The 13,500-nt window shown below is 51.6% G+C and carries 12 protein-coding genes; 5 read left to right on the plus strand and 7 right to left on the minus strand.

Going from position 1 to position 13,500, the window contains the following annotated elements; translation table 11 throughout:
• Positions 1–143: 143 nt before the first annotated feature.
• A complete protein-coding gene (locus tag ACO064_RS08255) occupies positions 144–932 on the plus strand; it encodes an alpha/beta hydrolase (RefSeq protein ID WP_421826911.1) in 789 nt (262 codons plus the stop codon).
• Positions 933–1,121: 189 nt separating this feature from the next.
• Positions 1,122–1,586 (plus strand): Lrp/AsnC family transcriptional regulator, encoded by a 465-nt coding sequence (locus tag ACO064_RS08260; protein WP_114408801.1) that lies wholly within the window; start codon positions 1,122–1,124, stop codon positions 1,584–1,586.
• On the opposite strand, the gene ACO064_RS08265 is transcribed toward ACO064_RS08260, so the two are convergent.
• The 5 genes from ACO064_RS08265 to ACO064_RS08285 form a co-directional block, all read right to left on the minus strand.
• Positions 1,580–2,197 carry a trimeric intracellular cation channel family protein gene (locus ACO064_RS08265; protein ID WP_421826912.1) on the minus strand — a complete coding sequence of 206 codons (618 nt, stop codon included), beginning with the start codon at positions 2,195–2,197 and terminating at the stop codon, positions 1,580–1,582. The two genes, ACO064_RS08260 and ACO064_RS08265, sit on opposite strands and share 7 nt — an antisense overlap.
• Positions 2,198–2,269: 72 nt before the next feature.
• Positions 2,270–3,235, minus strand: coding sequence for a nitrilase family protein (locus ACO064_RS08270; RefSeq protein ID WP_421826913.1), 966 nt, complete (start codon positions 3,233–3,235; stop codon positions 2,270–2,272).
• Positions 3,236–3,685: 450 nt separating this feature from the next.
• A complete protein-coding gene (locus ACO064_RS08275; protein ID WP_421826914.1) occupies positions 3,686–5,707 on the minus strand; it encodes an SUMF1/EgtB/PvdO family nonheme iron enzyme in 2,022 nt (673 codons plus the stop codon).
• 467 nt (positions 5,708–6,174) lie between these two features.
• A complete protein-coding gene (locus ACO064_RS08280) occupies positions 6,175–7,146 on the minus strand; it encodes a dihydrodipicolinate synthase family protein (protein ID WP_421826915.1) in 972 nt (323 codons plus the stop codon).
• A gap of 136 nt (positions 7,147–7,282) precedes the next feature.
• Positions 7,283–8,881 (minus strand): sodium:solute symporter, encoded by a 1,599-nt coding sequence (locus ACO064_RS08285; RefSeq protein ID WP_421826916.1) that lies wholly within the window; start codon positions 8,879–8,881, stop codon positions 7,283–7,285.
• A 201-nt stretch (positions 8,882–9,082) separates the two neighbouring features.
• Here ACO064_RS08285 and ACO064_RS08290 point away from each other — a divergent pair, with 201 nt between their 5' ends.
• The 3 genes from ACO064_RS08290 to ACO064_RS08300 are packed head-to-tail and all read left to right on the plus strand — an operon-like array spanning position 9,083 to position 11,956.
• Positions 9,083–9,949 (plus strand): AraC family transcriptional regulator, encoded by an 867-nt coding sequence (locus ACO064_RS08290; protein WP_421826917.1) that lies wholly within the window; start codon positions 9,083–9,085, stop codon positions 9,947–9,949.
• Positions 9,950–10,003: 54 nt separating this feature from the next.
• On the plus strand, positions 10,004–11,374 hold the full coding sequence (locus ACO064_RS08295) for a DUF3748 domain-containing protein (RefSeq protein WP_421826918.1): 1,371 nt from the start codon (positions 10,004–10,006) through the stop codon (positions 11,372–11,374).
• Between the two features lie 54 nt (positions 11,375–11,428).
• Positions 11,429–11,956 (plus strand): hypothetical protein, encoded by a 528-nt coding sequence (locus tag ACO064_RS08300; RefSeq protein WP_421826919.1) that lies wholly within the window; start codon positions 11,429–11,431, stop codon positions 11,954–11,956.
• Positions 11,957–12,170: 214 nt separating this feature from the next.
• Here ACO064_RS08300 and ACO064_RS08305 read toward each other — a convergent pair whose 3' ends face one another.
• Both ACO064_RS08305 and ACO064_RS08310 read right to left on the minus strand, forming a co-directional pair.
• Entirely contained in the window at positions 12,171–12,530 is a 360-nt protein-coding gene (locus ACO064_RS08305) for a hypothetical protein (protein ID WP_421826920.1), read from the minus strand.
• Positions 12,527–13,303, minus strand: a complete 777-nt coding sequence (locus tag ACO064_RS08310) for an HNH endonuclease (protein ID WP_421826921.1) — start codon at positions 13,301–13,303, stop codon at positions 12,527–12,529. Before ACO064_RS08310 ends, ACO064_RS08305 begins: the two co-directional genes overlap by 4 nt.
• Positions 13,304–13,500 lie beyond the last annotated feature (197 nt).

The following is a 13,500-nucleotide window of genomic DNA, read 5'->3' on the forward strand; positions in this document are numbered from 1 at the left end:
TGGGTTGTTTGCTCCAAAAAGTTTTTTCGCCCGGTTTCGCTTTCTTAACCCGGGTTAAAAATATTGATTGCGATCCTGCCGAATTTTGTCCTGTTCAAATCGCTGAACGACAAACGAAAACATACCTTCTAAACAATACGATCATGAAAGCCAGTAAAACCAAAACCGTCCTGTTTATTACCGGAGCCTTCGTCGCCAACAGTGGCTGGGATGAATGGAAAGCCTATTTTGAAAGCAAAGGCTACAAAACCATCGCCCCGGCCTGGCCCTACAAAAACGGCACGGCAGCCGAATTGAGAAACCGCCAGCCAAACGACACCGACCTGGCCGCCCTGACCCTGGGCGAACTCGTTGACCACTACGCGGCTATTGCCAAAAGCCTGCCCGAAAAACCGATCATTATCGGACACTCGCTGGGCGGTTTAATCACGCAGATTCTGGTGAGCCGCGATCTGGCGGCTGCCGCCGTCGCCATTCATTCCGTGCCGCCACAAGGCGTATTTCCCTACGAATTTTCGTTTCTGAAAGCTGGCTGGAAAGCCCTCGGGTTGTTTACGTCGCTCAAGAAAACCTACCTGATGTCTTTCAAGGACTGGCAGTATGCTTTCGTGAATAACATGCCGCTGGCCGAGCAACAAAAAGCGTACGACGAAAACACGATTCCGGAATCGAAAACCGTTGCCCGCGGGGGGCTGACCAGTGCCGCCAAAGTGGATTTTGCCAAACCGCACGCTCCGCTCCTGCTTACCTCCGGCGAGATCGACAACATCATCCCCGCCCATTTAAACTACCGGAATTTTAAAGCGTATAAGCCTAACGGTTCGGTGCTGGATTACAAGGAATTTCCGGGGCGCAACCACTACGTACTGGGCCAACCAACCTGGAAAGAAGACGCCGATTATATTCTGGACTGGCTCGCCAAACATGCCTGATAGCCTGACGCAAGGGGCGGCTCCTTCCCCTGCACCAAGCGGTTTACTTTGTTGTTGAACGATAATTCGACAGACTTTTTTTAGGAATTCGTGAAATAAATCAGTTAATTCTGTTGTGATAAGAGAGTTGATAAGATAGTATTGCTGAATTGAACGAGTTTATAAACTGGAAAAAGAAAAATTTTCGGCATGGAACAACTGGATGAAATCGACAAAAAACTGCTGCGGCTTTTGCAGGAAGACGCCAAGCTGACCACCAAAGAACTGGCCTCACAACTGGGCTTGACCCTCTCACCGGTTTACGAACGGATCAAACGGCTGGAAGGTCTCGGTTTTATCAAACAGTATGTGGCGGTTTTGGATAAAAACCTGCTGGGCCAGCCGATTACCACGTTTTGCCAGGTGTCGATGCGGTATCACGACAAAGCCTTTATCAACAAGTTTGAAGAAGAAATCAAAAAGCTGGTTGAAGTCCAGGAGTGTTACCACATGGCCGGGCAGGTCGATTTTCTGTTGAAAATCCACGTCGGCAGTTTAGACGAGTACCACAACTTCGTAAAATACAAACTGTCTGAAATTGAGAACATTGGCACCCTAAACAGCACCTTTGTGCTGAAAGAAATCAAACGCAACCTGGGCTATCCGATTCACTGATTGTTGATGCGGGGCAATGACCAGCCTTTCCGGATGGCCAGCAGCCGAATCAGGGTGATGGTTCCGGCGGAAAGCAGGAAGTTGACGGTTAGGTCCAGTTCCAGCGTATGCCCGATCAGGTAGATGATGGCACCGGCCAGGCAGGCGGTGGCGTAAATCTGCCGGTCGAAAATCAGAGGCAGGTCGTTCACCAGCGTGTCCCGCAAAACGCCCCCGAAGAGCGCCGAAATCATGCCCAGCAGAATGGCAGCCCAGTGGTTGACGTCCAGACTCAGGGCTTTTTGCATACCGAAAATGGTGTAAATACCGATGCCCAGCGTATCGAAGAACAGCAGTGCGTTCCGCAGTTTCCCGAGCCACCACCGACGGCCTAAAACCGCCACGCCGACGCTGCCCATGATCACGATCAGGTAATTCGGGTCTCTGATCCAAGGGATGGGATAGGCTCCCATCACCACATCACGCAGGGTGCCGCCACCGGTAGCGGTCAGGAAGCCAATAAAAAAGATCCCGAACAAATCATGGTACATTTTTTTGCTCAACGCCGACAGGGCGCCCGAAATGGCGAAAACACTCGTCCCGACGAGGTCGATCAAATACCCGGTTGTCATGTTTCAAGCGAGTTAAACAAAAGATGATTTTATCCGGTAAAGGAAGTCCAGTGGCTGCGTACAGGATCGGCTTTAGGATGCCGAATCGGCTTCGGTATTCAGCCAGACGACTTTTTGTTCCGATTGATGTTCCTGCCCGATAATGTCCCGGTAGAGTTCGGGTCGGCGGGCCAGTTTGTAGCGATAGCCGCCCGCCCGCGTCAGCTTTTCCGGGGTGCAAAGCGCAATCGCCAGATCATTGCCGAGCGCCCGGCATTCGGCCAGCACATCGCCAAAGGGGTCGATAATCATCGAGCAGCCGTTTTTGAGCTGATCGTCGTCCATGCCAATCGGGTTGGAAAAAACCACGTAAATGCCGTTGTCGTAGGCCCGCGCCGGGAGCCACTTCATCAACCAGGCGCGGCCTTTCATGCCGTCAAATTCCAACCGCAGCGACGTCGGATCCTGCTCCCGGTTTTGCCAGAGTGCCGGATCGACAAAACCGGCACCGGGGCGGGTCGAGGGTGTTCCCATTGTGACGTGCGGCATAAAAATGATGTCGGCCCCGAGCAGGGTCGTGGCCCGGACGTTCTCGATGATGTTGTTGTCGTAGCAGATCAAAATGCCACATTTCCAGCCCTTGATTTCAAACACGACGTATTGATCACCCGGCAACACATGCGGATTGATGAAGGGATGGAGTTTGCGGTATTTGGCAACCAGCCCGTTTTCATCCACGCACACGTACGGTTTATACAGGCGATTTTGGTCGTCTTTTTCGAACAAACCGGCCAGAACGATAATCTGGTGTTCGCGGGCAATATCGGTCAGCGCCCGGATGCTGTCGCCGTCGGGTACGGGTTCGGCCAGTTCCAGCATTTGTTCCCGCGACAGGTGCCGGGCGTGGGTATAACCGGTAATTGAGCATTCGTGAAAAGCGATGACGTCGGCACCCTGTTGGGCTGCCTGCGCGGCTAACTGGCGGATAATCGAAAGGTTATAGTCCTTATCACCGTTGCGGTGTTCAAACTGGGCGGTGGCAATGCGAAGCGGTTCCATCCCGCAAAAGTAAAACGAGAATCATATTTCGGCTAATGAATACCGCCCCGGTTTATCAGAATTCAAGAAATAACCGTTCGGTTTGTTCCCCGTTAGGGGCTCCACAGCGTAGCGTCGGTAGTCAAGACGGTTTTGTTACGTTTCCGCGTGCCGTGAGGTACGCGACCACCGTCTTGCTAAAATAGTTGCGTGCCTGACGGCACGCGGGAAGGGGAAAAATCACCTTATCTACCGACGCTGCGCTGTTCAATCCCTCCGGGATTTTTGGATTTAATAATCCAGGAGGGATGACCCATGTTGTAGCGGTGGGGTTTAGCCCACCGAATCACGGGAAGATCGAATGCATGAAATCCCGGAGGGATGACCCATGTTGTAGTCTATTTCAGAGAACGATTATCCCTTGAATCTTAATTAACAGTGAGCGGTTTTGTTCAACCCAACGACAAACTTCTACGGCTTGGCCACTTCCTGCACCATTTTCTGCTGCAGCCACGCCAGATTAAACCGGTAATGAATGCTGCTGCTGATCAGATGAATCAGATTGTCAGGCGTTTGCGTAAGGGCCAGATACCCGCGCGGTTCGGCATTTGTTGCGTTCATTTCAAACGCACCCGTCCAGGCTCCACCGTTGAGGTAGCGGTATTTCCCGTCGGTTAACAGCTTTTTCACCGGCCAGGTTTTGCCTTCGTCAAAGGAAAGGGCCGCATACATGCCGTAGCTTTTGAACGGTTTTCCGCTGGCATCGGTCAATACCATGCCTTTCTTCGTCTCGTCGGGTTCTTCGGGGTGGTGCGTAAACGCAATCAGCATCAGCGGGCCTTCGTTCAGCCGGTAGAAAATCAGCCGCTGTCCGCCCCCAATCGGCGGAAATTCCGAGGGCGAATACGTCCAGGTTTTGCCCATATCCTTCGATACACTCATCGGCATTTTGGGGATTCCGTCGGCCCCCGAAACGTTATCGTTGCGGCCAAATGCCATCAAGCTGCCGTCTTTCAACTGCGTCACCCCCGCGTGAATCCCGGCAATCAGTCCGCCGGAAGCACCGGTTTTATAATCCGGTTTTTGCGGGTCGGTATACGGTGCCACCCAGGTTTTGCCGCCATCTTTGCTGACGTGAACCGCCGTTCCGCCCGACGAACTGGGGTCCGCATCACAGGCCTGCACCAGCCAGCCTTCTTTCGTCTGAAACAGCCCGGCAATCACCTGATGCCGCTTTTCATGTTCCGGAGCCACCAGTTGCGGGGCCGACCAGGTCGCGCCGTTGTCGCGGCTGATGCGCAGAACCATCGCCAGATTCTGCCAGTCTCCGCTGGCTTCGACGCCGTTCATGTGGTAGATCGTTCCTTTGCCGTCGTGGAAAAGCGAGCTGCCCGTCATGTTCCGATCCGGCACTTTGAAAAATTCGGAGGGTGCATCCCAGCGTTGCTGTCCGGCGCGCAAGCGACTGGCCACCACCGTCATTTCTCGCCCGGATTCCCGCTCGGTCGAGAACCAGATTGCCAGCAGATCACCGTTCGGACACCAGCTCAGGGCGGGTTGGTGGTTGTGCGAATAATACGTCACCCCGGCATCACAAGCCGGTTTGTTGGCGTAGCGAATCGGTTCCAGAAAAACCGGTTGCGAGGGCGACACGGTTTTCCACGAAAACGGTTTTTGGGAAATGTTCTGCGCGTTGGCTTTGGCTGGCAGGGCCGGAAGCGGCTGACCGACCGGTTTTTCGGCCTGCACCACCCGAAAGCCCACCAGCCAGTGTTTGTCGTCGGGAATCATGCCCAGGCGGTTGGTCGCCCGCAAATAATTCATCGGAGTGCCGTGGCTTCCTCCACGCGTCACCCGGAACAAACCGGCTGCCCGGCCCACAGGATCGCGCTGTTCGGCGGCTTCGTAGGGACCGTACCAGTCCGAGCACCACTCTTCGACGTTGCCGTGCAGATCCTGCAAGCCCCATTGATTCGCAGGATTTTGCCCCACTTTCAATGATACTACCACCGGCGTCCGGTCGGTTTTCTGACTTTTCTGGTAACTGTTGGGTAAAAACCGCCCCGTCGAAAAATCGGTAACGGTGCCGGCATGACAGGCGTATTCCCATTCAGCTTCGGTCGGCAGCCGATACAGTTTGCCTTCTTTTTTACTGAGCCAGTCGCAGAACGCCACCGCTTCGGCGTAGTTCACAAACACCACGGCTTCGTCATCTTCTTTGGAAAAACCGGCTTTTCCGCGCAGCTTTTTATGTTCAGGGTCAAACGCTTCGTACTGCGCATTGGTCACCTCGGTGACCGCCATCCGGAACGGTTTGCTGATCGTCACGCGGTGCACCGGTGCTTCATCGGCGTTTTCGCCTTCTCCCTCCGATCCCCTATAATACCGCCCGGCGGGAATGGTCACCAGCTTCATGCCGACGGTATTTGTTTCCTGGGCAAAAGCGGTTTTTGAAAGCAGAAGGAATAAGATTAACAGACGGCTTGGTTTCATACGGGCTTCATACTTTACTTTGGAAAATAAGGCTTCATTCAACGCCTGGAAAGTGCCGTCAGGCACAGTATCTGGATCGTAAAGATAGAAGGTCAAGCGAGTTTTTGCCCCGTTAGGGGCTCAACAGCATAGCGTCAGCAGACCTGGAGAAACCGAGCCACTCCTGCCCCGTTAGGGGCTCAACAGCGTAGCGTCGGTAGCTCAAAACAATCAATGGCCCAACGTGCGTGCCGTGAGGTACGCGACTGCATTGTAGAGACCAATTGTTTCGTACCTATCGGCACGATGGAACCGGGAATTTGTCTCTATCTACCGACGCTGCGCTGTTGGGCCCCTAACGGGGCGAAAATGGCCCGTTTTTTCAAGCTTCATTATAAACACGATAGGAACACGGATGCAACGGATTGAACGGATCAAAACGGACTAAAATCTGTAAAAATCCGTTTTGATCCGTTCAATCCGCGTTCCTATCCGATCAATTTTCCAACGAAAACCGACTCGATTCCCAATTCCAGTTGGAGTTGGTTGGCGGTTTCGACCAGCACATCCATGTCGCGTTGCAAGGCCGGTGTCAGGAGATCGACGTCCCGGCGGGTGTACAACGAAATGGGTAAGCCGCGTTTTTGCAGGGTATATTTGGCAATGGTCGGATAGGCTGTGTGAACCAGATCCATACAATCTACGAAAAACTGCTGCACCCGCTTGACATCGTCCTGACGCGCCGGGTTATTGTAGTTGTTGGCCAACCAGACCACCAGTTCCGGAAACTCATTGCCCTGAATGCACGACAATCCAGCCGCTCCGGCCCGCAACGACGAAACCGCATTGACCATGTAGGCATCGTATAAACCAAACTGATACCCGGCACCAACGGCAATCCGGCGGGCTACTTCAGCATCATCCAGGCAGGTGTCTTTGTGGTAAATAAGTCGTCCGGTCGGCATCAAGTCTTTCAGGATCTCGCTGCTGATCAACCGCTTATACGGAACCGGGCATTCGTAAAAACCCAGCGGAATGTTTTCGGTCAGGGCGATCAACTCGTGCATCCGTTCCAGAAAAACCGCATCCGATTCGTCGGCGTCGGCAATTAGGCTGGTGATGACGATCACGGCCTGAACACCGGTATCGTAGATCCGTTTGACGAAGTCGGCCTGCTGAGCGATGGGACCACCGAACGTGCCCGTGGCGACCACCGGAACCCGACCGGCGGTTTGGTCCACAACCAGTTTGGTAACGGCCAGCCGTTCATCTTCCGTCAGTTCATACATCTCGCTGGACAGACAGTTGGCAAATAGGCCCGCAGCGCCCGCTTCGATGTAAAATTCGGTCAATTGGGCCAGCGTTGCCAGATCGACGGCACCGGTTTCCTGAAAAGGGGTAAGCATGACGGGGATGAACCCACGGGGTAACGACCCGACTGAAGGAGTGGAGGATGGCATGGTTAGAGGAAAGAAGGTAAAAAATATCAGTGCCCTGCCCACCGCCCCTTCAGGAGGGGCGGTGGAGGACGGGCTTATTAAGGGTTAGGGTTTAAAAACAGTCAGATTCTTCAATCGGGTTCGTCAAGGGGAATAGCTACTCAGTAATGACGCTATTGTTGGGCTTCAGTTCAGGAACGGGTTCGAGCTTTTTGCCCCGGATTCGGGTGAGCAGCAAGCCGACCAGAAAGATCGTCAGCGTTCCAACCACCATGACCATGTTCAGGTGAAAGGTGCTGCGGAGAGCCGCGTATTCGTCGGGAATCTGGGGCGAAAATGTCATCCAGACAATCACCAGCACGCCGACCAGGGTGGCCGCCAGTGCTTCGGCATTCCGGGTTTGCCGGGAAATCATGCCCAGTAGAAACAGCCCCAGCATGCCACCGGCAAAAATTCCGGACAGTTGCCACCAAATATCCAGCACGCTTTTTACGCCAATCATGGCAATGCCGGCTATCATGCCCAGCACCCCAAAAACCGTCGTGGCAATGTATAACAACCGCAGCGATTGCCCGTCCGTCATCTTCGGGTTCAAATACCGCTGGTAGATATCAACCGAAAAAACCGTGGCCGACGCGTTCATGCTCGAACTGATGGTGCTCATGGCCGCTGACAAAATGGCCGCGACGATCAGGCCGACCAGCCCGGCCGGTACCTTATTCACCATGAAATGCGGCATCACTTTATCACCATAGTCAGCCGGACTCAGGGTAGCTGCCAGTTGCCGTATGGCGTCGGGGCTGCCGTTGGGCAATCGTTCGCCCGCAACCTGCATCCGGATGGCGTCGAGCAGTTCCGGGTCGGTTTGATAATAGGCGTAGAGACACGAACCGAGCACGAAAAACATCAGCGAAACCGGCACATACAGGTAAACGCACAGCCAGATGGACCGCGCGGCCTCTTTAATGGATGTCGTGGTGTGATACCGCTGAACGTAGTTCTGATCCATCCCGAAGTTGTTCAGGTTCATAAAAAAACCGTACAGAAAAATCACCCAGAAGGTTGACTGCGAGAAGTTTGGTGCGAAACTTCCCAGGCTAAATTTATCGTCGACTTTTCCGATTTCAATAATCTTATCGACCCCGCCCGGCATGCCGTCGACCACCAGATACAGAATGATCAGTGCTCCGGCGGTTTTGATGACGCCCTGCACCACTTCTGTCCAGATTACCGCTTCCATGCCGCCCATCACCGTATAGAGAATGATGCAAATGCCGACCACGATCATGATCGTCGCCATCGGATACCCCGTCAACGCCTGCAAACTGAGGGCAATGCCGAAGAAAATGGACCCCATGCGGGCGAGTTGGGTCAACAGAAAACAGACAACGGCGTAGGTCCGCGCCCAGGCTCCAAACCGGTGTTCGAGGTGGGTATAGGCCGACACCTCGCCGGTATTGCGGTAGAACGGAATAAAATACCGGGCCGCTACCCAGGCCGACAACGGCATCGCCAGACTAAAAACGAACGAATTCCAGTTGCTGCCAAAGGCTTTTCCCGGTACGCCCAGAAAGGTGTTGCTGCTGAGAAAGGTCGCGTAAATCGACATGCCGATGGCCCAGCCCGGAATCTTGCCGGAGGCTTTCGTAAATTGATCGGCACTTTTGTTGTTGCGGGAAAAATAAACCCCCACGGCAATCATCCCGACCAGATACGCTACAATGACCAGCAAATCGACAACGGGAAGGGTTTTCATTGGGGGTACGATAAATTATAAGAATTATTTTTTATTCTTCACTGAAAATAAATGCTTCTTGATTAGCTTGCGGAGGCACTTTTATGACTGCGCAGGTATTTTATTTCATTTTACTAGCAAAAGTACGCGATAAAGTGATAATACCGGTATGTGGATTTTTCCAATTAATGTACGAATTTATCATATCCGAGTAATTCCTGAATGAAACCGCAATTTCACAAAGTACCCCTGAATGCCCAGGATTCGTTCAGCATCCGGCACGAGGTCAAAGCCAGTTTCGGGAACATCTGGCATTATCATCCCGAACTGGAACTGCACTACGTGATTCGGGGCGAGGGCGTCCGGTTTATTGGGGATAACGTCAGCAATTTTTCGGCGGGCGAAATGCTGCTGGTGGGCGAAAATCTGCCGCATACCTGGCGGTGTAACGAAGCGTATTTTCGGGAAGACCCCCACCTGCCGGTCGAAGCGATTGTGATGCAGTTCCGGCCCGATTGCCTGGGTCGCGACTTTCTGAATCTGACCGAAACCCAGCCCATCCGGCGGCTCTACGAAAAGGCGCTGCGGGGCTTGCTGATCAAAAGCGAAACCTGCGAAAAAGTGGCGGCTTTGCTGCGTAGCGCGGTGGAAGCCCAGCCCCTGCAACGGCTGATCGTACTGCTGTCAATTCTGGAAGTGCTGTCACATTCCGCTGATTTGGAGACCATTACGTCGGAGCGGGCGTTCTACCAGTCGAACGAACTGGAAACCGTCCGGCTCAACAAGGTCTACAGTTATACCCTGTCGAATTACGCCAAAGACATCGGTCTTGAAGAAATCGCGTCGGTGGCCAGCCTGAGTGTAACGTCGTTTTGCCGGTATTTTAAGCTGATGACGCACAAGACCTACCACGAATTTCTGACCGAGATTCGGGTCAGTCACGCGTGTCGGGCGCTGATCGAAAACAAACTGAGTGCGGAGGCCATCTGTTTTGAAAGCGGTTTTAACAATCTGTCGAATTTTTACCGGCATTTCAAGCGCGTCAAAGGCATTACGCCCCTTGAATACAAACGAAATTATTTGCAATAGACGATTGACCATTGTCCATCGTCAATGGTCGATCGTCAATCCTCCACCAAATCCATGAACTCCCGAATCGGCTGGCTTCTTTTTGGCGCAGGCCTGCAAACCTGCGCTCCCAAACCACACACCACCATGACTTTTACGGAACACCAACTCACCTTCGACACCAAAGGACACACGATTCACAACAACCAGGCTTTTTCGCCCGCCGACGAGTGGCTCGTGTATGACACCCGGAACCAGGACGGCGGCATTGGCGGCACGGCGGCCATCGAAATGGTGAACGTCAAAACCGGCGAAATCCGGCTACTTTACCAGACAACGAATCAAACCGAATTTGGTCCCGGCGTGGGCGCAGCCACCTTTTCGCCGACGCAAAACCGGGTGCTGTTTATCCACGGCGTCCGGAATGCCAACCAACAAAAACCGTATGATTTCGACCGCCGGACGGGCGTGGCCATCGCCATCGACCAGCCCGGCAAACCCATTTTTCTGGACGCCCGCAACGTCAAACCGCCCTTTACGCCGGGTGCTTTGCGGGGCGGTACGCACGCGCATTACTGGAGCGCGGACGGGCAGTGGATCAGCTTTACCTACAACGATCACCCCATGAATGTGCTGAGCAAAACCAATCCGGCGGTGAAGGATTTGCGTGTGGTGGGCGTGATGGCTCCCTTCGGAAAAGTGAACGTGCCCGACGACGGTTCGCTGGAAAACAATCCGGGCGAGCTGTTTTCGGTGGTGGTGACAAAGGCCACTGAAACCCCCAAACCGGGCAGTGACGAGATTGACAAGGCGTTTGATGAGGGCTGGATTGGCAGCAACGGCTACCTGAAACCGGACGGAACCCGGCAGAAACGGGCGATTGCGTTTCAGGGTAATGTGCGAAACAATGAGGGAAAAACCGTCACGGAAATTTTTGTGGCCGACCTCCCCGACGACCTCACGCAAGCCGCTGACGGTCAGCCACTGGAAGGCACCGAAACCACCCGCCCAAATCCGCCGAAAGGCGTTCGGCAGCGCCGGATCACGTTCACGGAACACGGTGCGGAAGGCCCCCGCCACTGGCTCCGGACCCCGCCCGACGGTTCGGTGATCGGTTTTCTGGCGAAAGATCCCAGCGGAACGGTTCAGATTTTTGGGGTGTCGCCCAACGGCGGCCCAATCCGGCAACTGACCCGCCAGCCGTTTTCCATCCAAACCACCTTCAATTTCAGCCCCAACGGCCGCTGGCTGGCCTATGCCGCCGACAACAGCGTGTTTATCACGGATCTGCAAACCGGCGACTTCAAGCGTTTGACGCCCCGCTCATCGGACGACGCCAAACCCTGGAACGGCATCGTGTGGTCGAATAAAGGGGATCAGATTGCTTATAATCGGTATGTGACAACGGAAAAAGGGCGGTTTTTGCAGTTGTTTTTGTTGAAATAGCTTGGGTATTCAAAAAATACCGTGTTTTTTTAAACCGAAAGATCATGCGTTATTATGACTGCCGAAGATCAACCCTTTGTTTGTCCGACCTGTGCCTGGCGCGGCACGGAAAATGAGCTAGACTGCGACTATTCTCTGTTTGGCGAGTATACCGAGAAAACATGTCCAAAATGCAGCACCGTCCTTCAGACGGTCCGCAACTACCTGACCGCGGAAGAAGCTCAACAACAAGCAGATGCGGGGAATGTCTGGCTTCAACAGGCGATCAGTTACCGTTCTCGCATCGAGCAGTCCCAATTGAAATCCCTTGATCAGTTTCCCGAGTTGGCAGATCGATCCGAACTTGAATTGGTCTGGGAATGTGTCAACATACCGGAAGAAGGGCGGCAGGAATCCGTTTGGATTATCATTCGATTGGCGACCGGTGAGCCGATCTGGCGGGAGCGTTCGTATTACGGAAACCAGGCTCGTTTTTTTGAAATGAAAGAATTACTCAGCCTGAAATACGGGGAACGTTTTAAATCGCTTGAACGCGACCGCAGCGATCATTTGTACACGTCTTTGTACTGGTATGGCGATTAGAGACAATGTGATCATCCTGACGACCGATAGCGGTTTCCTGCTGGCCGGTTCTTCGTTTAGATTATCTGTCCTCGATGGCCATTACCCTCAGTTTGGGAGGCTTAACAAAAAACACGTCCGGGAGGTTGATGCATCGACGCTCCTTCCGTCCGAAACACCGGCGAAAGGAAGCGGGTAATATGGCTGATGTACATACCCCCCAGCAGCGGAGACACTATGGTTCAAATGAATATTCTTCCAACTTATCTTTTTCAAGTTTATAGAACTGGTTTCCTTTCAAAGAATCAAATAAAAAATCAGCGATATCTACATCACTTGTCTTACGCTTTGTGGTAATACCTATCCATTCGATTTCATGCCAAAGATGATCTAATTCAGAATCAAATCTTTTAAAATTTAACCTCTTAACACCACAACGATCAGGATCAAACCAAAACTTATCAATAAACACTATTTGTATTAAATCCCTAATTTGCCGAATGGTTAGATTATTTTTATTCTCAAAAACAATTCGATGGCGTAACTTATTATTACCCGCATCTCGATACATATATTCCATTTCAATTTTATTCATGCAATGAATATATTTTGGTAGTGATACGAAAGAAATTCTGCGGATGGTTCAAACTTATTGGGTAATTTTATAAATTGATTATGGTATCTTTTAAAATACTCACTTTGCCATCCAGAATTTTCACCAAAAACCCTTGAAGATATCTGAATTTTATATTCTGGAGTAATCGACAATAATCCACAATCGAATGCCTTGTCATGTAAAGCATTTAAAGCTAAACCATTACGTGGATTAAGACGGTTTTTATCATCCATACTCCAGGGCTTGATATGACTGGCAATCAACAAATTTTTCTCGCTAATACCGGTTATGCAACATTTATTCTCATAGGCCGACATTACCAATTGGCGAAATAAACTTTGATTCGCCCTCACAGCAATAGTTTGCATTCTGGTTCTTCCTTCAGGTATTACAAAATCATCAGTAACAGATCCTTGCTTTACAGTTACTTCCTCAAAATCAATTGTATTACCTAAAAGCCTCTCGCTTTCTGCGAAAAGGCTATCCCAATTATTACTAAATTCAGCCCATACGAGTTGATCTAATTTACTAGAATTTGAGGCCCCTTTTTTACCTTGGGAGGTTATTTTAGGATCAATACTTGCGATATTAACTAATTTATAAGCAACTGACCCGGGAGTTCTTCCTATACGAGAAGCTAGTTTAATAACATCCTTATTTTTTTGGTGCAATAATCCAAATGTTAGTTTTGAATAAAGGTTAATAACTAAAAGTAACTCATTTCGGGTCCACAAACGCTGATCTTCTCTCATGTAATCCCTGGTTATTTTATAGAGTAAAAAGCAATCGGTTCCTCACAAGGAGAGCCTCAAATATAGGAGAAAAATCAATTTTTTAGCCATTTTCTCAAGTTCTTCACTGCCCAATAAAAACAATTCACATGTTTATATTGGTAGAAGGGACAAACCTTACAACATTCTCCTTACTGCGAGTTCGGTGATTGAAAATT

It is taken from the genome of Larkinella sp., from assembly GCF_965227735.1.
GTDB lineage: Bacteria > Bacteroidota > Bacteroidia > Cytophagales > Spirosomataceae > Larkinella.

What these genes read in the sequence shown, in the direction of transcription:
- ACO064_RS08280 (WP_421826915.1), bottom strand. Translation starts at nt 7,146, where the DNA reads ATGCCATCCTCCACTCCTTCAGTCGGGTCGTTACCCCGTGGGTTCATC.
- ACO064_RS08275 (WP_421826914.1), bottom strand. Translation starts at nt 5,707, where the DNA reads ATGAAACCAAGCCGTCTGTTAATCTTATTCCTTCTGCTTTCAAAAACC.
- ACO064_RS08260 (WP_114408801.1), top strand. Translation starts at nt 1,122, where the DNA reads ATGGAACAACTGGATGAAATCGACAAAAAACTGCTGCGGCTTTTGCAG.
- ACO064_RS08265 (WP_421826912.1), bottom strand. Translation starts at nt 2,197, where the DNA reads ATGACAACCGGGTATTTGATCGACCTCGTCGGGACGAGTGTTTTCGCC.
- ACO064_RS08295 (WP_421826918.1), top strand. Translation starts at nt 10,004, where the DNA reads ATGAACTCCCGAATCGGCTGGCTTCTTTTTGGCGCAGGCCTGCAAACC.
- ACO064_RS08310 (WP_421826921.1), bottom strand. Translation starts at nt 13,303, where the DNA reads ATGAGAGAAGATCAGCGTTTGTGGACCCGAAATGAGTTACTTTTAGTT.
- ACO064_RS08305 (WP_421826920.1), bottom strand. Translation starts at nt 12,530, where the DNA reads ATGAATAAAATTGAAATGGAATATATGTATCGAGATGCGGGTAATAAT.
- ACO064_RS08255 (WP_421826911.1), top strand. Translation starts at nt 144, where the DNA reads ATGAAAGCCAGTAAAACCAAAACCGTCCTGTTTATTACCGGAGCCTTC.
- ACO064_RS08300 (WP_421826919.1), top strand. Translation starts at nt 11,429, where the DNA reads ATGACTGCCGAAGATCAACCCTTTGTTTGTCCGACCTGTGCCTGGCGC.
- ACO064_RS08285 (WP_421826916.1), bottom strand. Translation starts at nt 8,881, where the DNA reads ATGAAAACCCTTCCCGTTGTCGATTTGCTGGTCATTGTAGCGTATCTG.
- ACO064_RS08270 (WP_421826913.1), bottom strand. Translation starts at nt 3,235, where the DNA reads ATGGAACCGCTTCGCATTGCCACCGCCCAGTTTGAACACCGCAACGGT.
- ACO064_RS08290 (WP_421826917.1), top strand. Translation starts at nt 9,083, where the DNA reads ATGAAACCGCAATTTCACAAAGTACCCCTGAATGCCCAGGATTCGTTC.